This window comes from Mucilaginibacter lappiensis (genome assembly GCF_050433765.1).
GTDB lineage: Bacteria > Bacteroidota > Bacteroidia > Sphingobacteriales > Sphingobacteriaceae > Mucilaginibacter > Mucilaginibacter lappiensis_A.
The window spans coordinates 486400-509572 of sequence record NZ_JBNPWP010000003.1; the positions used below are offsets into that span (position 1 = coordinate 486400).

The window sequence follows — 23173 nt, forward strand, 5'->3', positions numbered from 1 at the left end:
AATATTTAAATATCATGATAAAAAACTATCTGAAAATCGCCTGGAGAAATCTTATTAAAAACAAGGCTTCTTCCTTTATCAATATCGGTGGCCTTGCAGTAGGTATGGCTGTTGCGATGCTGATTGGTTTATGGATCTGGGACGAAATGTCTTTTGATACTGGCTTCAAAAACCGGGACCGTATTGCCAAAGTAATGGACAACTCGCTGGTTAACAAAGAAATACAAACCTCTGGAGGGTCGGCTTTGCCATTAGCTCCGGCCCTGCGCGATAACTATGGCAGCAGCTTTAAACATGTTATTATAACATCGGGGACAGGTAGTCATATTTTAACCTACGGAGAAAAAAACATTACGCAAAACGGCAACTTTATGGAGCCCGCCATTACAGATATGTTATCCCTGAAAATGCTGAAGGGAAGCGCCGTTAGCTTAAATGACCCCACATCTATATTACTTTCCCAATCAACAGCCCAGGCAATTTTCGGCAATGCCAATCCTATAAATAAACTGATAAAAATTGATAAAAAATTAAATGCCAAAGTCACCGGCATATACCAAGACCTGCCCATAAATTCTTCATTTGGCGATCTTACTTTTATAGCACCCTGGCAAATGCTTGCTATAAGCGAACATTATGCTACCAAGTTTAATAATCCATGGGGTGCCAGTTGGTTTCAAACATTTGTACAGATTGTTGATAACGCTGATATGAGTAATGTTTCGGCTAAAATTAAGAATGTAAAGCTTGATGCACTCCGCAGCAAGAACAACGCTGATGCCCGTTACAATGCTAAGCTTTTCCTTCAGCCTATGAGCCGCTGGTATTTATATGGTGAGTTTAAAAATGGCATTAATACAGGTGGGCGCATTCAGTACGTATATCTTTTTGGAATTATTGGCTTGTTTGTGCTGCTGCTGGCTTGTATCAATTTCATGAACCTGAGCACTGCCCGTTCTGAAAAACGGGCCAAAGAGGTTGGGATCCGTAAGGCTATTGGCTCTGTCAGGGGGCAGCTTATTGCGCAGTTTTACAGTGAATCATTGTTAATTGCTGTTCTCGCATTCTTTTTGGCGCTGCTTTTAGTGCAATTGTGCTTACCCGGATTTAACCATCTTGCTAATAAAAATGTCTCTATTTTATGGAGTAATCCCCTGTTCTGGCTCCTGGGCATTAGTTTTAGCCTGTTCACCGGTCTTATAGCGGGCAGTTACCCGGCGTTGTATTTATCATCCTTTAAGCCGGTAAAAGTATTAAAAGGTACTTTCAGGGTAGGCCGTTTGGCGGCCATCCCGCGTAAGGTGCTGGTGGTAATGCAATTTACTGTTTCGGCAGTGCTAATCATAGGCACTATTGTGGTTTTTAAGCAAATACAATATGCCAAAAACCGCCCGGTTGGCTATAGCCGTGAAAATTTGCTTAACGTAAGCCTGCAAATTAATGATATTAATAAACATTACCAGGCTTTAAGAAATGACTTGCTTACCAGCGGTGCAGTAGTCAATGTGGCCCAATCAGAAAGTCCGGTTACGGCGGTATACATTTCAAACGGTGGTTTTAAATGGAGGGGTAAGGATCCCAGCTTACAGGAGCAATTTAATAGCATGGCTGTTACCTCCGATTTTGGAAAAACCGTAGGCTGGCAAATAAAGGAGGGGAGGGATTTTAACCCTGCCTACTTATCAGATTCTTCAGGTTTTATTGTTAACGAAGCAGCCGTAAAATTCATGGGACTGAAACACCCGATAGGTGAAACTGTTGAATGGATTGGTAACGGGAAATATAAAATTATTGGTGTGGTAAAAGATATGGTAAACCGCTCAGCGTATGAAGCCGATAAACAAACGCTCTTTTATTTGCCGAGCTGGCAGAACCTGTCAAACATCAATATTAAAATTGCCCCCTCGGTAAGTGCTCATGATGCGTTAAACAAGATCAAGGCCATATTTAAAAAGTATGACCCCAGTTCCCCTTTTTATTACCGTTTTACTGACGAGGAGTATGCCAAAAAATTTGATAATGAAGAACGGATAGGCAAATTGGCAAGCTTTTTTGCAGGCCTGGCTATTTTCATTAGCTGTTTGGGTTTGTTTGGAATGGCCTCGTTCATGGCCGAGCAACGCATCAAAGAGATCGGTATACGTAAGGTATTAGGGGCATCGGTGTTTAACCTGTGGCGTATGCTATCAAAAGATTTTGTAGCACTTGTTATTATTTCATTAATAATAGCAATACCCATTGCTTATTATTTGATGCATCAATGGCTGCAAAATTACGAGTACCGTGCCGAAATAGCCTGGTGGATATTTGCATTGACTGCCCTGGGAGCTGTTTTGATCACCTTATTAACGGTTAGTTACCAAAGCGTTAAGGCTGCTTTGGCCAACCCGGTGAATAGTTTAAAAATGGAATGAAAAGCCCAAAGCTATAAATGAGTGATCAGTAAAGACAAAGCCCGGCAATTCTGCCGGGCTTTGTTAGTTTATTACGGGAGTTTAATTGGGTATCGTAAACCAAAAAGTTGATCCCTTTCCTTCTTTACTTTCTACATAAATATGTCCTTGATGCTGTTTAACAATCTCAGAGGATATAAATAAGCCAAGACCCAGGCCCGCGTATCTTTGGGAGTTTTCATCAACCCGGTAAAACCTGTCAAACAATAATGGTATTTTATCTTGTGGAATCCCTATCCCAAAATCTGTAATCGCGATTTTTACACCTTCGGCCAGTTTCTCTACCGTAATGATCACTTTATCACTTTCTGGCGAATATTTAATAGCATTGGAGATCAGGTTTACCAGTACCTGCTCCAAACGGTTCCTATCGGCAAAAATTTCAACAGTAGCTTCTCCTTGTAAAAGGATCTGATGTTGTTGTGCTGTGCTTTTTAACCCTTCCAGGCATTCTTCTATTAATTCGGTAAGTATAAATTTAGTTTTTCTTAATTCTAACTTGCCCGCCTGTATCTTGGTAACATCCAACAGGTCTTTGATTAGTTCGGTAAGTTTATCTACCTGTTTATTTGCTTTTTGCACAAAAACATGAACGGATTTCATTCCTTCCTTATCTAAAGTAGTACGCTCCAAAATTTGCAGTACTGCTTTAAGACTGGTAACGGGTGTTTTTAGTTCATGGCTTGCTATACTAATAAATTCATCCTTTTTACTTAATAGTTCACGGGTAGCTTCATCAATCAATTTTTGCACCGTAATTTCAAGTAAGGTGCCTATAAAGCGAATGGCGACCCCATGCTCATTAAAATAGGCCCGGCCTTTTGCTTTAAGCCATTTGTTTTTTTCGGAGATAGCTATTGTGCGGAATTCTATATCAAACTCTCCGGAATTAATGCCATGCAGGGTTTCGCGAATATTGTTTTCAACGCGGGTATGGTCATCCGGATGAATCTTTTCTAAAAACACATCTATAGTGATAGGGTCGGAGGGTAACAATCCAAATATTTCCCTGCACCTTTTATCCAATACAAGTTCTCTGGTCTGTGGGGCGTAATCCCAGGTGCCTAACCCTGCGGAGTCAACAGCAAATTTTAATCTTTCCTTGCTTTCATTTAATAAACGTTCTACCTCGGCTAAGCCTTGTTCTATTTTCCGCTTGTCAGTAATATCTTCTATAGCAAGTAATATGAGTTGTTCCCCATTTATATTGTCAATTTGCCTTGCATTCAGATACATTGATCTTTTTCCTATTACTGGAAATATCTGTTCCACTTCAAAATCTTCCATTTCCTTTTTTGCTGGCAGTATATTTTCCAGCAATATCCGTAACCCGGGGATATCCCATTGATGATCAGCAAGCTCATATATATATGATCCTTCAGTTTCTTTCTCAGTCAGCTTGAATTTTTGATAAAACCCGCTGGTGGCCCTTTTTACGCGCAGGTCATGGTCAAGAATGAGCAAGGGATCACGAATGGTTTTTACGATGCCTTCTGTATAAAGGCGTGCATTATTCAATTGATCGTTCCTGTCTAATAATTCCTTATTGACTATCATGATCTCTTCATTTGTACTCTGTAATTCTTCTTTTGAAGTTTCCAGTTCCTCATTCAGGCTTTGTAACTCCTCGCTTCCTGAAAGCAGCTCTTCATTTGCACTTTGCAGTTCTTCATTGGAGGTTTCCTGCTCCTCGGTTATCGCGCGCATATCTGCACGGGCCTGGATCAGTTCTTTTTCCAGTTGTTCAATACGCAGGTCGTTTTCATCATATGATACACTTTCCCTGGCCGGATTGATCTCATCGGTTACATGCTGAACACCGGTTGATGAAGCATTTTGAAAAACAACAAGGAAATAAGGTTCAATGGTATCTTTAAGCGGCACGGCCTGTATGTTAACAAAATGCTGTAACCCATTTAGTTTAAAAAAGACCGCGAATTTACGGGCCGGCAAATTTGTTTTTTTTGCAAGGTGAAGGATATTGCGCAACTCAAATGACAAGCCTTCACGGGCCATTTTTAACAGGTTAAAGCTTGGCTTGCCCACCGGGTGAACAAGCCATGTTTCTGTTGAACCCTTGAACTGGATAATATCAAATTTTTCATTGATCAAAACGGCTGGCGGCATAAAACTGGCAAGCATAACTTCGTCAGCCATCTTGAAAATGTCTTTATCCGCGCTCTCCTTTTGAACATTTTTATCAATTTCCCTGAAAGTTTGCTCCCTGCCCGGAGAGCTTACAGCCATAAACCGGCCTAACGGACCTTTCCTGGTATATATTTTTTCGGTACTGTTATAGGTTGTAAAAATATCGGTATTTGTCCCAATGGTTTCTGACTTACCCAGCATGAGGTATCCGCTTTCATTTAAAGCATAATGAAATGTGGTTAAGGCCCTTTTCTGCAAAACCGGTTCCAGGTAGATCAAAACATTACGGCAGCTAACCAGATCGATTTTGGAGAATGGAGGGTCTTTAAGCAGATTATGATGAGCAAATACGCACATATCACGAATGGTTTTACTTACCTGGTAGGTGCCATCCTGTTTAATGAAAAATTGCTGCAGCCTGGATGCGGAAACACCTTGTAATTCAGAAGCTCTGTAAATACCACTACGGGCTTTGGAAATGGCGGTTTCAGAAATATCAGTAGCAAATATCTGGATCTTCATGGCCGCGGCTTTATCACCAAGCTGCTCCTGTAAACATATAGCCATAGAATAAGCTTCTTCGCCGGTAGCACATCCGGCTATCCAGATCCTTAGTGATTCCTTATCAGCTTTTTTGCGAAGCAATTCTGGAAATATGGTACTGCACAAAACTTCAAAGCTTAGGGTATCGCGAAAGAAGTTAGTAACAGAGATAAGCATGTCATTATATAAGGCATCCTGCTCGCTCTTGTTTTCGCGAAGGAAACTAAGATAATCAGCAGGCTTTTCAATTTTGTTCAAGGCCATGCGCCTAATGATGCGGCGCTTTAATGTGCTTTGTTTATAATAAGTAAAATCGACCCCGCGGCGTACACGAAGCACGGTTAGTATTTGTTTAAAAACCTCGTTATCCTGCTCAGGGATGGTAGCAGTTATTTCTGACGATGTATAATCTGTATGAAAGGGATGATTAATGGCAATCAAATGTTCAGCGATTTTTTCGGGGGGCAAAACAAAATCAACCACACCGGCTTTAACGGCGCTTTTAGGCATACTATCAAACGCTGCTGACCCTTCGTCCTGGGCAAACGTTAAACCACCGTATGACTTGATAACCTGCAGGCCAAGTGTTCCGTCACTTAAGGCGCCCGATAAAACGATACCTACTGCATAACTTTGATGCACCATCCCTAATGAAGAAAAGAAAAGGTCTATCGTATTTCCCTTTTTATGGTTCTTATCCAAAGGTGCCAGTTTAAGTACACCGTCTATTGCGGTCACTACCTTATTTTGGGGTATAATGTACAGGTGATCCTGCTCTAAGTGTATATTATCGGTGATCTGCTGAACCGGAAATGGCGCCACCTTTTGTAATAACTCTGGTAAAATACTTTCATGTTGCGGGCTTAAATGCTGAATAAAAACAAAGGTCATGCCTGATTTGGCAGGTAATGCCTTTAAAAACGAGCGAACGGCATCTAACCCGCCCGCAGAAGCACCAATACCCACAACCGGAAACTGTAAAGCAGAATTATTTTCTTTAACAACTTTTTTCATTAAAATAGATATAGCTTAATTCCATGATAAAAACTGATTGGAAAATTCGGAATAATTAGTGGATAAATAATGCAAGTAATTTGGCTTGGCTTAAAAGTAAGCCAATAAGATATATTGCTAAAGTAACTAATTTAACTTTTGTTTTTAATTATAGTTAAATTATATAATTGCTGTGATCAGCGGGGATAAATCCTGTAAGCTGGTGCGTAATCGAGGGTAGTGAAATGGTATAGAGATCAACAAAATAACGTTAAGATTAATTGCCTAAAGTGAATAAATATGATCGGTGCATTCGATAAAATTGGGTGAATTTTCCTGTAATGCTTGATTTTGCTGGCGGTTTTTTTGATATTATATATGTTATCAACATTTATTTAAAATTAAAACTCGGTTTTTTTGATTGTACGGGATTTTAAATTGTAAAATTTGTGATTGATGTTAGTAAAATTGTTATAAATACAATTTTTATTGACTATAATTTTTATATTTAACGTAAATTTTAACTAAATATAAAAATTTATCAAAAAAGTACTTAAATATGGTGAGGAAAGTGTCCTTTTTCATTTAAAGAAAGGAAATATCGCTGCATTTGAGGAAATATATCAAATGTACTGGTCTTCACTTTACGGTTATGCCTATAATATTTTAAGAAATAAAGTTGTTTGTGAGGAAATAGTGCAGGAAACCTTTTTTTCATTATGGAATAAGCGTGGCGAATTAAACATAACCCATTCCCTTAAAGCTTATTTGTTTACAGCCATTAAATTTCAAACCTTGAATTATATCAAGTCTGAAAAAGTAAAGAAGGATTATGCAGCCAGTTATACCTCTTTTGAAAAAATTTTCTTCGATAATTCAAATGAAGAAAATATTTATTTCTCTGATTTAAAAACCAAGGTTGAAAACGAGGTATCCAAACTCCCCGAAAAATGCCAGCAAATTTATAGATTAAGCCGTGACGAGCATAAGTCTATAAAAAACATTGCAGATCTGCTTAATATTTCGCACAAAACGGTCGAAAATCAATTAACCAAGGCATTAAAGTATCTGCGTTCTTCATTGGGTGATTTTTTGATGTAATTATCGCTTCTATTTTCATAATTTATGTTGTTTTAACAATTATTTTATGTTTTGATTGCATATTTTGTGGTCAATGTTAATTTTTTATAAAAAAATCTTAAATATGCGTAGGTGTTTTGTGTTGCTGAGTTTACTTACATATAGAACGCTGCAATAAATTGCAGTAAACATGGATGCAAGATAAAGAGTTTGAAAAATTAATTGACCTGTATTTAAAAGATCAGTTAAGTATAGAGGAAAAATTCAAAGTGGAGGAGTGGCTCAGGTACATCAATGATGAGCAGGCGTTTGGCGCTTTAACAGATTTGGAACGGGATGATTCTCAGAAAAAAACTTACGATGAATTAATGAACAGGATAATGCCTGCAAAAAGCGGGGAAAGCTCGTTCTTTATTATTAGTATGAGGCCGTGGTTAAAAATTGCTTCGTGTATAGTTTTAATGGGGATTTTGGTATTTGCTTTTAGCAACCAGCTTAAAGAACTCTTTAATATACATCAATATACTTCTGTTTCTAATTCAACCGGGCACATTACTAAAAGTATTCTTTCAGACGGTAGTATTGTTTGGCTGAAGGGGAACAGTAAATTGACTTACCCTGTAAAATTCAAGGGAAATTTGCGCAATGTTGATCTGGAAGGTGAAGCCCTTTTTGAGGTTGCAAAAGACGCTGCCCATCCCTTTATTATTCATTGCGGTGGCTTAACCACACGTGTATTAGGTACAAGCTTTAATATTAAGCATACCCATAATAAAATAGAGGTGAATGTTTTAACAGGAAGGGTTTTCTTAAGCTCAGCAAATGCTGCAGCTATTACCCTGCACCCGCATCAGAAGGCCGTATTTTCTGAATCGAAAAAAACAATTATGCAAGAGGCTCATCCCGTGTTGGAGGTTGCCTCACTTACAAGGGGTACAGAGTATGAAATGTTTTTTAATGATGCAACGGTTGCCGATGTTTTACAGCGGGTCGAAAAAAAATTCGAAATAAAGATCAATCGTGAAAATTCAAAATTAAGCAACATTCGCATAACAGCCGATTTCACTGACCAATCATTAGTGAACACCATGAATATGATATGTGAGGCGCTTAATCTTGATTATAAAATAAACGAGCGGTCTGTAACCGTAACTGATAAACTCAACTTAACTAAATAGAATAACTAATTAAATTAAACTAAAGAAAGGCGTATGATTAAATAAAAACTCTCTTCAAAAAAAAGCAGAGATGTTGAAGCCACCTCTGCTCTAAATTTTCCCAGGTCTTAAAATTAGTAAGATAACCCATTGCTGTGGGTAAGGGATTTTTTTGTCTCATTCTATTCAAAAATCAACAAAACAAACAAATGTATGCAAAAATGTAAGGAAAAGAAAAAGGTTCTTTTAATTAAGCTAATGCGAATATCAATTTTACAATTCATTACTGTAATCATGATCTCAGGCGTTGCATTCGCTAACCCTGACTATGCACAGGGTATTTTAAATAAAAGGCTTTCAATCAACTTGAAAAATGTTACCCTGGAAGAGGCTTTGAATAATATTAAGAATAAAGTTGAGGTGAAATTTGTTTACAGTTCAAGCATAATTCCGCTCAAAAGCAAGGTAAGTGTTAATGTCAGTCAGGAAAAACTAAGCGAGGTATTGAATAAGATCCTGATTAAACTGGATATTGACTATAGCGTAAATGAACATAGTGGGTATATCATCTTAAAAAAAAATTACGGTTTAGTTTCAGATAATACGGTTAAGGATAGTAGCAACTGGATAGCAAACATCCAGGATCATATTGTTACGGGTAAGGTCACGGTAAAAGCCGACGGCACTACATTGCCCGGCGTTAGCATTATGGTTAAAGGTACAAAAGTAGGTACCGTTACCGATATAGATGGGAACTTTAAAATAAATGTTCCTAATAGTGCCAGCATTTTGGTTTTTACCTATATCAGTTTTGATACGCAGGAAGTAACAGTTGGCGAATCGACTGTTATTAATGTTCAGCTTACTCAAAACTCAAAAACGCTTAATGAGGTAGTGGTAACCGCTGCCGGTATCAGGCGTGAAAAATCATCATTAGGCTATTCTGTAAGTACAGTAAATGCCGACAAGCTGGCTCAAAAATCAGAGCCCGATCCCCTAAGGGCATTAACGGGCAAAGTTGCCGGTGTTAATATTCAGTCATCAGGCGGGGTTGCCGGTGGGGGTACCAATATCACTATCCGTGGTAACTCATCCCTAAACGGCAATAATCAACCCTTATTTGTTGTTGATGGTGTTCCGTTTGATAACTCCAGCTTTACAAACGTAGGTGCAACCAGTGTTGGCGCATCGGGTGTTACCAACCGGGCATTTGACCTTGATCCTAATAACATCCAAAGCATGACTGTATTAAAAGGTGCTGCAGCAGCTGCCTTATACGGTTCAAGAGCTGCTAACGGGGCTGTTATTATAACTACCAAATCCGGGAAAAAACAAAGCCGTAAAGGAACAGAAATTACTTACAGCACATCATACGCGTTTGAAAATGTATCCGGTTTGCCTGATTATCAAACAAGCTATGGGCAGGGTACCAATAACGACTACAGGCAAGGGGTTTATGCATCGTGGGGGCAACCTTTTGAAGGTATTCCAAGCATTTTGCCAACGCGGTCAACAGTTCCGGCTCAGCTAACCAGGCAATTCAGCTCAGCGGTATTCCCGCAGTTTTATGAGGCTGATGGAATTACACCTATCCAGGTACCCTATAAATCATACGCTAAAGAAAATGTAAAAAACTTTTTTCAAACAGGAAGTGTATATGAAAATGCGGTTAATATATCTTCGGGCAGCGAAAAGGGAAATTTTACTGCCGGTGTATCCAGAACCACCAACACCGGTGTGGTACCTAATAACGAAATTAACCGTACATCTATCAACATAGGTGGCAACATAAAGCTTGAAAACAAATTTTATGCAAGCGGTTCTATTAACTACGTAACCACCGATCAAAAAACTCCGCCTATCGGGGGTTCTACAGGCTCTATCATGTCGGCGTTAATGTATACGCCTACCAGTTATGATCTTACACATTACCCTTTCGAAAACCCAATTGATGGTACCAATGTATATGATTATACAGGAGTCGACAATCCTTACTGGTCTGTTAAACACAGTGTCTCTACCAGTAATGTTGACAGGTATTACGGAAACCTGGTACTCGGATTTGATCCGCTGCCCTGGTTAAATATTCAAAATACCGCGGGCTTTAACGCTTATACAGACAGGAGAGTAAATGTAAGAGGTAAAGGGTCTTCTTCATACCCTAACGGAAGTATAACTACTGATGATATTTATCGCCAGGAGCTTGATAATACCTTCTTGGTTACCGTTAATAAAGCGATTAACAACAACCTGACATTAAAATGGATTTTAGGTAACAACATTAACCAGCGCGAAACAAACCGTAAGGCCTTTTATGGCGACGGAATGATAGTTGCAGATCTGAATACCATCACCAATACAAGTTCGGTAACCCCGGTTCAGCTGGTAAATAACCGCAACATTTTGGAGCAACGGTTTTACGCGTTTTTTACGGACATTACCTTAGATTATAAAAACTACGCTTCGTTAAACCTTGTTGGCCGTAATGATATATCATCTACCTTGCCGGCAAATAACAGGAGTTATTTTTATGGCGGCGCCAATGGATCGCTCATATTTACCAGGGCATTAAAAATACCTGATAACATTCTGAATTTTGGTAAAATAAGAGCAGGTTATACCCGCGTAGGAAATGAGGCTTCCGCCTACCAGACGGCCGAGTTTTACCTGATCAATTCACCTTTAGGAGCATCTTCAGGTATCGGTTCTATAGGTACACCCTTTACACCTGCTGGTGGCAGTACCTACAATTCGGTTACCCTGGCAAATTTGCTTACCAACGATAATTTAAAGCCCGAATTTATTACCGAGCTTGAAGTAGGTACCGAGCTGCAGTTTTTTGATAACCGTATTGGTTTAGATTTTACTTACTACAGCAAAAAAAGCACGTCGCAAATATTTGAAGTAACCGCGGCGCCTTCATCAGGCTTTACCACACAGATATTGAATTTGGGTAGGGCCACCAATAAAGGTGTTGAAGTAGGGCTTAATTTTTCACCCTTCCGTTCGCCCAAAGGTTTTAACTGGGATGTATCAACTGTATTTACCCGCAATCGTAACGTTATTAATGATCTGGGCGGTTACAAGCAATTTGTTTTCGGGGGAGCCAGTGGCACAAGCAGCGTACATATTGTAGGCCGGCCTTATGGTTTAATATATGGAACGGCTTATGCACGCGATGATACAGGTAATATCCTGATTGATCCTAATACCGGGAAGCCACTTATTTCAGGTTCATTACAAGCTATTGGTAATCCTAATCCCGATTTTATATTGGGTATTACCAACAACTTTACTTTTAAGAATTTTTCCTTAGGTATTTTGTTTGACTGGAAGAAAGGTGGTGAAATTTACTCCAATACCGTTGGGCAAATGATGGCGCGCGGTGTTACTAAAGATACAGAACACCGGGAAATTGCAATTGTATCACCCGGAGTACTGGGTAATGCATCAACTTTACAGCCATTACGTGATGCTAACGGTAAAGAGATCCCTAATAATGTTGCTATATCTTATGAGGATTATTTCTTCAGTGGTGGTTTAGGGCCCGGAGGTGTGGATGAAGGTTCCATATTTGATGCTACCGTATTTCGTCTCAGGGAGGTATCTTTTTCTTATCAGTTACCAAAAAATCTATTAAAAGGAACACCATTCGGCTCGGCGTCTATTTCTGTGAGCGGGCGGAATCTTTGGTACTATGCGCCAAACTTTCCTAAATACACAAATTTTGATCCTGAAGTAAGTTCATTGGGTGTGGGCAATTCGCAGGGGTATGATAACCTTGCTGTTCCTACAACTAAAAGATTTGGTATTAACCTCAGAGTCAGCTTTTAAGCATTAAAATTAAACGTATTTAAACTAGGTATTTTTATGAAACTCAGAAATAAAAGATACATTTTACTGCTAACAGGGATTTTGCTGGTGAGCAGTTCCTGCAAAAAATTTGTAGATATAAACGCCGATCCCAATAATCCTACAACTGCACAGTTAGCACTTTTGTTACCATCTACCCAGATATCTCTGGTAGGTAATATGTACCAGCTTAACAGTGGTACATCAACCTTTGTACAGCAAACAGTATTCTCTACCGGCCAAAGTCGTTTTCAGCAGCAGGGAACAGATTTCAGCAATTCCTGGGATGGCTTTTACAGTCAAACCCTGAATGATCTGGAATTGGTTATTGGTAACGGAACAACACAGCAGCAGTGGGGGTATGTTGCCATTGCTAAATTTGAAAAGGCCTATCTGTACAGCTTAATGGTTGATATGTGGGGCGATATTCCTTACTTATCGGCAGAAAAAGGTCAGGCAAACGCCAGTCCCGGTTTAGATAAAGGAGCAGACATTTATGAAAAGCTACTGGTTTTAATAGATGAGGGCATTGCCGATGCAAATAAAATAACAGCAGTATCGCTGGTTCCGACAACTTCAGATGTGTTTTATACAGGCACTAAAAGCTCATGGATCAGTATGGCTAATTCATTAAAGCTAAAGTTATATAACCAGATCCGTTTGGTTGATCCTGCCAGATCGGCTACAGCTATTAAGGGTTTGATAAGCGGCGGGGCACCTTTAATTAACAGTAATAGTCTTGACTTTACTTTTAAATTCGGATCCAACCAAAACCCAAACAACCGTCATCCATGGCACCGTGCCGATTACCAGGCTGGTAAAACTTTTTATGCAAGCCAATCATGGATGGACCTGTTATTTAATGGCGATGATCCGCGCTTGCGTTATTTTATCTTCAGGCAAAATGCAACTGCCGGCTTAAATAACTCAACCAATAGTAATGGCTATTACGGGCGTAACCCGGGCGATGGTACAGCTGCTCCGGCCGATCAATCCCGCAGATCAGTTTTTGGGATCTATCCGGCTGGGGGATTATACGATAACACCCCTATTAATAACCTGCCGTTAACAAACCTTTACCTCACCAACACCGGCGCTACCGGCGCGGCAAAAGTGGTAGCCGTTACAGATGGTACAGGTGCAGGGATCATGCCATTGATCACTAACGCGATGGTTAAATTTATCAGGGCCGAAGCCGCATTGACCTTAGCTACAGGTGATGATGCCCGCCAGAATTTTAGTGATGGCGTTACCGCAAATTTAAATAGCGTAAGTAGTTATGCGGCAACAAATGGCGGCGCCACATTATCCGGGTCAGCCATAACGGGTTTTGTAAACAGGCTGCTTGAGCAATATGATGCCGCGGATAACAGTGGAAAGCTAAACCTGGTTATGACACAAAAATATATTGCTGATTACGGCAATGGTATGGAAGGGTATAATGATTACAGACGAACTGGCCTGCCGGTTTTGCGTCCGCTGTTGTCTCCGTTAAATGTATTTCCGCTCCGGCTTTACTACTCGCAAACAGAACTGTCTGCCAATACCTTTTTTAGCGCTAATGGTAGCCAGCTTCAGGTAGCACAGCAGATAACGCCTGTTTTTTGGGATAAATAACATGGTTGACTTATAATTTATTGAACCTAACTAAATAAACATGAAGTATTACCAAACTAAAACATATATGAAAAATCTCCTACTGGCCATGTCGTTGATCTTGCTGGGATTAGTTGCCTGTAAGAAAGTTCATTACGAATGGGAGGACTACACTTATACTGCCATCCCTACGGTTAAAATTGATACCACAAAATCGGCATTACCAACCCGGCAAGCTGCTAAAGTGGCCTTTTTTAACCTGAAGGACCCAAATCTTGCAGCCGAACAATTTTCATTCGCATTAAACTGGGAAGCCCTGGGAACAAGCGGTGTAAAATCCATTGAAGTATACAGCAGTTTTAACAGGGCCGAAGCAAGTGTACCTGCTTATCCTATCGTCATATCTTATCCGGGGAACCAGTATCCCAATATTGCCCAGTTCCCGCTACCCAGCATTGTTGGCGCAAACGATAAGTTGTTTGATACGGTTACAGAGTTCCCTAAAACATATACGTTCACAGCAGCTCAATTGGCAAGCATAAATGGAATTGCCCTGAGTGATGTTAAGGTAAATGATTACTTTTTATTCAAGTTTATACTTAACCTGAATGATGGTAGCCGGATAGTTACCTTCTTTAATAACATTGTTGATGAAGCACGTGGTGAACCCGGTGATTGCCGTACCGGTGCAAGGTTTAAAAGCCAGTAACCAGGTATAAATATTTTAAACCCGTAGCCGTTGCAGTTACGGGTAAATTGAAATTCAATCTGTAAAAAATATAGCATGAGCATTATCAAAAAAAGTACGATAAAGGCAGCAATGTTTTTATTGATAGCAGGAGCTGCGCCCAAATTATACGCCCAGGAAGAAGCCCCGGAAGTAAAAAAAATAGTTATTGCCGGCAAGCAGTATAGCCAGGAGGTAAGTACCATAGCCGGAAAATCGCCCGTAAAAAAAGCGCTGCAAACCATTGTTGACCTGCAGCCGCAAACACTGGAAGATCATATACTACTTACCGAAATACCCGCGCCACCATATAAAGAAACGGTGAGGGCTAAAAAATTTGCCGAAATGCTAAAGGCTGCCGGAGCAGATTCTGTGTGGATTGATACAGCAGGGAATGTAATAGGTAAAGTTAAAGGCCGAAAGGGTAAAAAAACAGTTGCGCTGGAAGGGCACATGGATACCGTTTTTCCCGAAGGAACCGATGTTAAAGTGGTTCATAAAGGCGATACTTTATATGCTCCCGGTATATCTGACGATACCAGGGCGCTTGCCGTAGTACTCACGGTACTTAAGGCGGTGAAAAAGGCTGATATAAAAACGGATGCGGATATGTTGTTTGTAGGCGCGGTAGGGGAAGAGGGGCAAGGCGACCTACGCGGTGTGAAAAACCTGTTCAGCGAATCGCGGCCGGCTAAAATTGACTCCTATATCGCCATAGATGGTACAAGTTTAGATAGGATAGTGCACCGTGGCTTGGGTTCACATCGTTACCGTATTACCTATAAAGGTTTGGGTGGTCATTCATCAGGAGCATTTGGATTGGCTAATCCGCATAACGCGTTAGCCCGTGCTATTCATTACTGGGTATTGGATGCAGATAAGTTTACACGTGAAAAAGGGGTACGGGTTACCTATAATGTGGGTGTTATTGGCGGTGGTACTTCTGTTAACTCCATTCCTTTTGAATCATGGATGGAAGTTGATATGCGGTCCGAAAGTCCGGAGCGCCTGGCAGGGATAGATAAAATGCTTCAGGATGCCGTTCAGAAGGCTCTTGCAGAAGAAAACCAAATGAAACGTTTGGGGCCTAACCTTACAGTTGATGTAAAATTAATTGGCGAGCGCCCTTCGGGAATGGAAGATCCCAGCATTCCGTTTGTGCAGCGTGCTATTGCTACAGCCAGCTTTTTACAGGCATCGCCCAGTTTAGGGGTAGGCTCGACCAATTCAAATATCCCTATTTCAAAAGGTATCCCGGCGGTAACAATTGGCAGTGGTGGTAAATCGGGCGGTGCCCATGCTTTGGGCGAATGGTGGCTTGATGATAAAAAGGCTTATATAGCCACGCAACGTGCATTGTTATTGTTGCTGACTGAGGCTGGCGTGTCAAAATAATTCAAACTAAAAACTAAACATTATTAAACAATAGATCATGATAAGAAAACTTAACCGGATGCTTCTTTTACCCATGCTTTTTTACGCGGCGGTATCTCAGGCGCAAACAGTTCCTTCACCAAAGGAGCACTTTGGTTTTAATATTGGGGATGATTATCAGCTGGCAAATTATACGCAAACGGAAGCGTATTTTAAGAAACTGGCTGCTTCTGATCGTACCCGGTTGGTAGATATTGGTATGACCGAAGAGGGGCGGCACCAATATATGCTCATCGTTTCCTCTCCTGAAAATTTAAAAAAGCTTGATCATTATAAAGATATTTCCCAAAAACTGGCCCACGCGGATGGTCTTACAGATGAGCAAGCCAAAAGCCTTGCAGCCGAAGGGAAATCAGTAATATGGATTGATGGCGGCCTACATGCCACCGAAGTGGTTGGCGCACATCAGCTGATTGAAACCATGTGGCAACTGGTGAACCGCAATGACGAGGAAACGCAGAATATTTTAAAGAACGATATTATCCTGCTGGCACATGCCAATCCTGATGGGCAGGAGCTGGTATCAAACTGGTACATGGGCGAAAAAGATCCTAAAAAACGTAATACCAATGTGCCCCGTTTATGGCAAAAATATGTTGGGCATGACAATAACCGGGATTTTTACATGATGAATATGAAGGAAAGCCAGAACATCAGCCGCCAGCTGTTTGTAGAATGGATACCACAGATCATGTATAACCACCACCAACGTGGCCCGGCAGGTTCAGTATTGGCTGGGCCTCCTTACCGCGATCCGTTTAACTATGTGTTTGACCCGCTGATTGTAACCAGTATTGATGCTGTTGGCGCCGCCATGAATAACCGGCTGAATGTGGAGGGGAAACCCGGTTATACACAACGTGCGGGTTCCCAGTTTTCTACCTGGTGGAATGGCGGCCTGCGTACTACGCCATATTTTCATAACATGGTAGGTTTGCTAACCGAAATTATAGGAAACCCAACTCCGGAGACTGTTGCTTTGGTTCCGGAACGCTTAATTCCGAACGGTGCAACCCCCAATCCAATAGTTCCTCAAAAATGGCATTTCCGTCAATCAATTGATTATTCAGTTTCCCTAAACTATGCCGTGTTGGATTATGCGGCCCGTTACCGCAGCGAATTGTTGTACAACATTTACCGCATGGGTAAAAACTCCATTGAGCGGGGTAACGGTGATCACTGGACGTTTTATCCAAAATTCATTGATTCCATAAAAATGGCTTATAAGAACGAGAAAAAGCCAGCAAAAAAGGATAGCAGTACCAATCAATCGGGCGAGTTTGCTTTTGGCAAGGAAGGCGATATTCCGGCCAAATACTATGATCAGGTATTAAAGGATCCTAAGAACCGCGATGCACGTGGGTATATTATCCCGGCTGATCAAACTGATTTCCCAACTGCAGTGAAATTTATTAATTCCCTGCTTTTATCGGGCATCCAGATAGAAAAAGCTACTTCAGATTTTACAGTAGCAGGCAAAAGCTATCCTACGGGTTCCTATATTGTTAAAACAGATCAGGCTTTCCGTCCGCATGTGATCGATATGTTTGAGCCGCAGGATCACCCTAACGATTTTCAATATGAGGGTGGCCCGCCAATAAAACCTTACGATGCCGCCGGCTGGACATTAGCTTTTCAAATGGGCGTTAAGTTTGACCGTATGGTAGAAGGTTTTGACGGGCCATTTCAAAAAATAGCTTATGGCGATCTGCAGTCGCCTCCGCCGTTAAGTCTTACAACCACAGCAAAAGCAGGTTACCTGATTAGCCCATCTATCAATAACGGATTTATAGCAGTTAATGACCTGCTTAAAGCCGGTGTTAAAGTTTACCGCCTGCCAAACGGTGTAAGCGATAAGCCAGGTGACGGACCCGGTACATTTTATGTTCCAGCTTCGGCCCAGGCAAAAACTGTGCTTGCCAAAGAAACATCGGGCTTTGGCCTTAAAGTTTCAGGTATAGAAAAAGCCCCGGCGGGCGCTGTTAAGATTTCGCCAACACGAATTGGAATCTGGAATACTTATGGCGGTTCCATACCATCTGGCTGGGTACGCTGGTTAATGGAACAATACCATTACAACTATCAGATCATTTATCCGCAGGAAGTTGATGCCGGCGATCTGAGGAAAAAATACGATGTGCTCATATTTGTTACCGGTGCCATCCCGCCGGTTGGCAGGGCCGAACGCAGCGAATATCCCGACAGGCAACCCAAACCCGATTCTGTAGTCGCAGAATTCCGCCCGTGGCTTGGTAAGATCACAGCTGAAAAATCAATCCCCCAGCTTAAAAAATTCATGGAAGGCGGCGGTACAATAGTAACCATAGGAACCAGCACTAACCTGGCCTACCATTTAGGTTTACCTGTACATAATGCCTTGGTAACTAAGGGGCCTAATGGAAAGGATCGCCCGATATCGGCATTAAAATATTACATACCAGGTAGTTTACTGCACACCCGTTTTGAAACCGCAGAGCCGGCCAATTATGGTATGCCCGCCGAAAATGATGTTGATTTTGACAGGAGCCCGGTATTTAAATTGGATGATGATGCTGCGGCAAAAGGTGTAAAACGTCTGGCCTGGTTTGATACCGATAAACCATTGCATAGCGGTTGGGCATGGGGGCAGGCTTATTTAAAAGATGGCGTTGCTGCTTTTGTGGCCCCGGTAGGTGCTGGTAAACTGTATGCTTTTGGTCCCGAGATTACTTTTCGTGGTCAGGCGCAAAGTACATTTCGGTTATTGTTTAACCAGTTGTATTCCAGTAAGTAATGCGAGCAAAATTATATTGATGATTTAACAAAATATCAAAACGATTTTTCATGATTAAAAGAATCATATTACTTAGTTTTTTCTCGGGCATTGCGCTTATAGCCTCTGCACAGAAAAACGCGGAGAAAGAAAAGATCATAGCTTCCATACAGGGTAAGGAAGCAGCATATGCTAACATTGCCCATCAGATATGGGGTTACGCAGAGCCAGGTTATCAGGAAGTAAAAAGTTCCGCTTTACTTCAGGATCAACTAAAAAATGCCGGTTTTGATGTAAAAGCGGGTGTTGCTGAAATTCCTACGGCATTTGTGGCTTCTTATGGAAGCGGCGAACCTGTTATTGGTATTCTGGCAGAGTTTGATGCATTGCCCGGTTTATCCAACATAGACCAACCCGAGCAAAAAGCATTGATCAGTGGTGCAGCCGGTCATGGTTGCGGCCATAATTTATTCGGTACCGCATCAGTGGCGGCAGCTATCGCGGTTAAAGACTGGCTTAAAAATTCAGGCACAAAAGGAACTATCCGTTTATACGGCTGCCCTGCAGAAGAGGGTGGATCAGGTAAAGTGTACATGGTAAGGGCTGGACTTTTTAATGATGTAAACGCTGTGCTGCACTGGCATCCGGGTAATGAAAACTCAGCCGCCATTGAACCCTGGCTTGCTAATAAAAATGCTAAGTTCAGATTTTACGGGGTTGCTTCACATGCGTCGGGAGCACCCGAAAAAGGGCGGTCGGCATTGGATGCCGTTGAGGCAATGGACAATATGGTGAACATGATGCGTGAGCATATCCCTTCAGCTACACGAATCCATTACGTAATTACGCGTGGCGGAGAAGCGCCTAATGTGGTGCCTGCTTTTGCTGAGGTTTATTATTATGTACGGAACCCTGAAATGCAAACCGTTAAAGAGATCTGGGAACGGGTAGTAAAAGCAGCAGAGGGCGCGGCTTTGGGCACCGGCACCCGGATGGATTATGAAGTGATTGGCGGTGTATATAATATGCTGCCAAACTTAACTTTATCCAAAGTGATGGATAATAATCTGCGGCTTGTAAAAGGATTTACATATACCGAATCAGAAAAACAGTTTGCCGAAAAAATACAGGCCACCTTAACGGGCAGCAGCAAAACCATTCCTTTAGCAGAAACCGAAAAAATTAAACCTTTTAGCGTTTCAACCGAAGCGGGTGGTGCTTCTTCGGATGTGGGCGATGTAAGCTGGACTGTTCCTACGGCTGGTTTTATTGCAGCAACATTTGTACCCGGTTCATCAGGCCATAGCTGGCAAAATGTGGCAGCTTCGGGTAGTAGCATTGGTACCAAAGGAATGATGGTGGCTGCTAAAACCCTGGCTCTTTCGGCGTATGACCTGTTTAAAAACCCGGAACTGGTGAAGAAAGCTAATATAGAACTGGCTGATAAAAGAGGCGCGGATTTTAAGTATGATGCCATGCTTGGTAATAGGAAACCGGCATTAGACTATCGTAAATGATTTATTTAAAATGAATAATTACCATGCTATACAACTAAAACTTATCTTATGAAAATTAAAAATTGTTATGCTCTCGTTGCATTGTTATGCCTGTGGGCTTCTATTGCAGCAGCACAAACCATACCCTCGCCAAAAAGCTTTTTTGGCTTTAATATTGGGGATGATTACAAGTTAACCAACTATACCAAATCTGCAGAATACTTTAAAAAGTTAGCCGCGGCATCCAACCGTACTAAGCTGGTTGATATTGGCCTCACCGAAGAAGGACGTCACCAATATATGATGATCGTATCGTCGCCCGCGAACATTAAGAACCTGAATAAATATAAAGAGATCTCGCAAAAACTTGCCCATGCCGAAGGTGTTTCGGAGCAGCAGGCGCTTGCCATGGCGGCCAAAGGTAAAGCTGTTGTTTGGATAGATGGTGGTTTACATGCTACGGAAGTCGTTGGGGCGCATCAATTGATCGAGACCATGTATCAGTTGATAAGCCGCAAAGATCCGGAAACCATGCGGATCCTGGATAATGTGATCATCCTGATGACTCACGCCAACCCTGACGGAATGGAATTAGTATCAAACTGGTACATGCAGGAAAGTGATCCTAAAAAGCGAAATCTCAACATCCCGCGCTTGTATGAGAAATACATAGGGCATGATAATAACCGGGATTTTTACATGATGAACACTAAAGAAAGCACCAACATGAACCATCAGTTGTTCCTGGAGTGGTTCCCTCAAATTATGTACAATCATCATCAAAGAGGACCAGAGGGTTCCGTACTGGCAGGGCCGCCTTACCGCGATCCGTTCAATTATGTATTTGATCCTTTAATGATCACGGGGATAGACGCGCTTGGCGCGGCAATGTACAGCAGGCTAAATACCGAGAACAAACCGGGATATACACGCTTAACCGGCTCAAGTTTTTCTACCTGGTATAACGGCGGTTTGCGTACCACCACGCAGTTCCACAATATGATAGGCTTATTAACGGAGATCATTGGTAATCCTACGCCCGAAAAAATCCCGGTTGTGCCGCAACGTCTTATTCCAAACGGCGCCACTCCAAACCCGGTTTTACCACAGGATGTTTGGCATTTTCGCCAGTCGATAGATTACTCTGTATCCCTGAACTATGCAGTGCTTGATTATGCCGCCCGGCAGCATGATGAGGTTCTTTTTAATATTTACAGGATGGGTAAAAACGCCATTAATCGTGGTAATAAAGATAATTGGACGCTATCGCCTAAACGATCAGACGCGATCACGCAGGCTTATAAGAACGATCAAAAAGGCACCGACAAATCTGACGCGGGCACTGCCGGCGGAGGTAACCCCGACGACCCGATGGGCTGGAGCACAAGAGGAAATAATATCCCGATCAAATACTACGATGCCGTGCTGAAAAACCCTGAACTGCGCGATCCAAGAGGTTATATTATTCCTGCCGATCAGCCAGATTTTCCTACAGCAACAAAGTTCATTAACGCGTTGATCAAAGCAGGTATCCAGATCAATAAGGCAACCGCCGGTTTTACGGTAGCCGGGAAAAACTATCCGGCTGGTTCTTATATCGTGAAAACCAACCAGGCATTTCGTCCGCATGTATTAGATATGTTTGAACCACAGGATCATCCAAATGATTTTCTTTATCCTGGAGGTCCGCCAATTAAACCTTATGATGCTGCCGGCTGGACACTCGCTTTCCAAATGGGTGTTAAGTTTGACCGTATCCTTGATGATTTTAACGGACCATTTCAACGCATCCCTTATGGCGAAATTCAATCGCCCGCAAAACAAACTGTTGCGGCTACTGCAGGTGCCGGCTACTTGTTAAGCTCGCAGGTAAATAATTCCTTTATTGCGGTTAATGAACTGCTTAAAGCTGGTGTTGAAGTTTACCGCCTACCAAAAGGAGCTTCTGGTATGTCAGAAACAGGAACATTCTTTATCCCGGCAGGTGCCAACGCAAAATCAGTACTGGAAAAGGCCGGAGCTAATTTGGGGGTTAAAGTTACAGGAACTGACCAGAAACCTGCTGATGCGATAAAGATCTCGTCTATGAAGATTGCACTGTGGGATATGTATGGTGGTTCCATACCTTCTGGCTGGCTCCGCTGGCTTTTGGAGCAGTATCATTTTCCGTATAGTGTTATTTATCCCGGTGATGTTGATGCCGGTAACCTGCATAGCAAATATGATGTGATCATATTTGTAACGAGAGGGATCCCTCCGGTTGGCGGAGAAAGGGTAAACAGGGCAAGCTTATTTGGCAATATAGAGCCTAAACCAGAAGAAATACCAACAGAGTTCAGGAACAGGTTGGGTAAAATAACTGCCGAAAAATCGATACCTCAGCTTAAAACCTTCCTGGAAGATGGAGGATCGGTAGTTACAATAGGCAGCAGTACAAACCTGGCTTATCATCTTGGCTTGCCGGTTCATAACGCGCTTGTTGAAAAGAACAGTAAAAATGAAGACAGGCCATTGCCAGGGACAAAATACTATGTACCCGGTAGCGTGCTGAGCGTAAGTGTAGATCCAACTGTACCGGCTGCATGGGGCATGACCAATGTTGCCGATATTGATTTTGATAATAGCCAGGTTTTTAAATTGGATAGCGGTGCTGCTGAAAAAGGTATAAAGCCAATTGCATGGTTTGCAACAGATAAACCTCTCAGAAGTGGTTGGGCATGGGGCCAGGCTTATTTAAAAGATGGTGTAGCCGCATTTGTAGCCCCGGTTGGCAAAGGCGAGTTATATGCTTTCGGTCCCGAAATAACCTTCCGTGCACAATCACATGGTACCTTTAAATTGCTTTTTAACCAGCTATATTCCACCAGCAAATAAATTTAGTAATACCCTTTGATTTGTTTTTTTAGTTTGAAGCCCGGCCCGTAGTGGCCGGGTTTTTTATG

The 23173-nt window shown here is 41.8% G+C and carries 11 protein-coding genes; 10 read left to right on the top strand and 1 reads right to left on the bottom strand.

The features are described 5' to 3' along the window. Positions 1 to 14 precede the first annotated feature (14 nt). The gene (locus M2273_RS12190; protein ID WP_429397116.1) at positions 15 to 2414 is read left to right on the top strand and encodes an ABC transporter permease; all 2400 of its coding nucleotides are present in this window, start codon (positions 15 to 17) and stop codon (positions 2412 to 2414) included. An 81-nt stretch (positions 2415 to 2495) separates the two neighbouring features. Here the strand turns inward: M2273_RS12190 and M2273_RS12195 are convergent, their stop codons facing one another. Then, positions 2496 to 6158, bottom strand: a complete 3663-nt coding sequence (locus M2273_RS12195; RefSeq protein ID WP_429397118.1) for a CheR family methyltransferase — start codon at positions 6156 to 6158, stop codon at positions 2496 to 2498. A gap of 597 nt (positions 6159 to 6755) precedes the next feature. On the opposite strand from M2273_RS12195, the gene M2273_RS12200 reads away from it, so the two are divergent. From M2273_RS12200 to M2273_RS12240, 9 genes are all read left to right on the top strand, one after another. Then, the gene (locus M2273_RS12200; protein WP_429397504.1) at positions 6756 to 7238 is read left to right on the top strand and encodes an RNA polymerase sigma-70 factor; all 483 of its coding nucleotides are present in this window, start codon (positions 6756 to 6758) and stop codon (positions 7236 to 7238) included. A gap of 173 nt (positions 7239 to 7411) precedes the next feature. Further along, a complete protein-coding gene (locus M2273_RS12205) occupies positions 7412 to 8395 on the top strand; it encodes a FecR family protein (RefSeq protein WP_429397120.1) in 984 nt (327 codons plus the stop codon). A 273-nt stretch (positions 8396 to 8668) separates the two neighbouring features. Then, positions 8669 to 12208, top strand: coding sequence for a SusC/RagA family TonB-linked outer membrane protein (locus M2273_RS12210; RefSeq protein WP_429397122.1), 3540 nt, complete (start codon positions 8669 to 8671; stop codon positions 12206 to 12208). A gap of 36 nt (positions 12209 to 12244) precedes the next feature. Further along, a complete protein-coding gene (locus M2273_RS12215) occupies positions 12245 to 13843 on the top strand; it encodes a SusD/RagB family nutrient-binding outer membrane lipoprotein (protein ID WP_429397124.1) in 1599 nt (532 codons plus the stop codon). A gap of 67 nt (positions 13844 to 13910) precedes the next feature. Continuing rightward, positions 13911 to 14531: a hypothetical protein gene (locus M2273_RS12220; RefSeq protein ID WP_429397126.1), complete on the top strand. Its 621-nt coding sequence runs from the start codon at positions 13911 to 13913 to the stop codon at positions 14529 to 14531. 75 nt (positions 14532 to 14606) lie between these two features. Next, a complete protein-coding gene (locus M2273_RS12225; protein ID WP_429397128.1) occupies positions 14607 to 15944 on the top strand; it encodes a M20/M25/M40 family metallo-hydrolase in 1338 nt (445 codons plus the stop codon). Between the two features lie 37 nt (positions 15945 to 15981). Further along, the gene (locus M2273_RS12230; RefSeq protein WP_429397130.1) at positions 15982 to 18756 is read left to right on the top strand and encodes a M14 family metallopeptidase; all 2775 of its coding nucleotides are present in this window, start codon (positions 15982 to 15984) and stop codon (positions 18754 to 18756) included. A gap of 50 nt (positions 18757 to 18806) precedes the next feature. Beyond that, the gene (locus tag M2273_RS12235; RefSeq protein ID WP_429397132.1) at positions 18807 to 20252 is read left to right on the top strand and encodes an amidohydrolase; all 1446 of its coding nucleotides are present in this window, start codon (positions 18807 to 18809) and stop codon (positions 20250 to 20252) included. 48 nt (positions 20253 to 20300) lie between these two features. Further along, on the top strand, positions 20301 to 23105 hold the full coding sequence (locus M2273_RS12240; protein WP_429397134.1) for a M14 family metallopeptidase: 2805 nt from the start codon (positions 20301 to 20303) through the stop codon (positions 23103 to 23105). Positions 23106 to 23173: the final 68 nt, after the last annotated feature.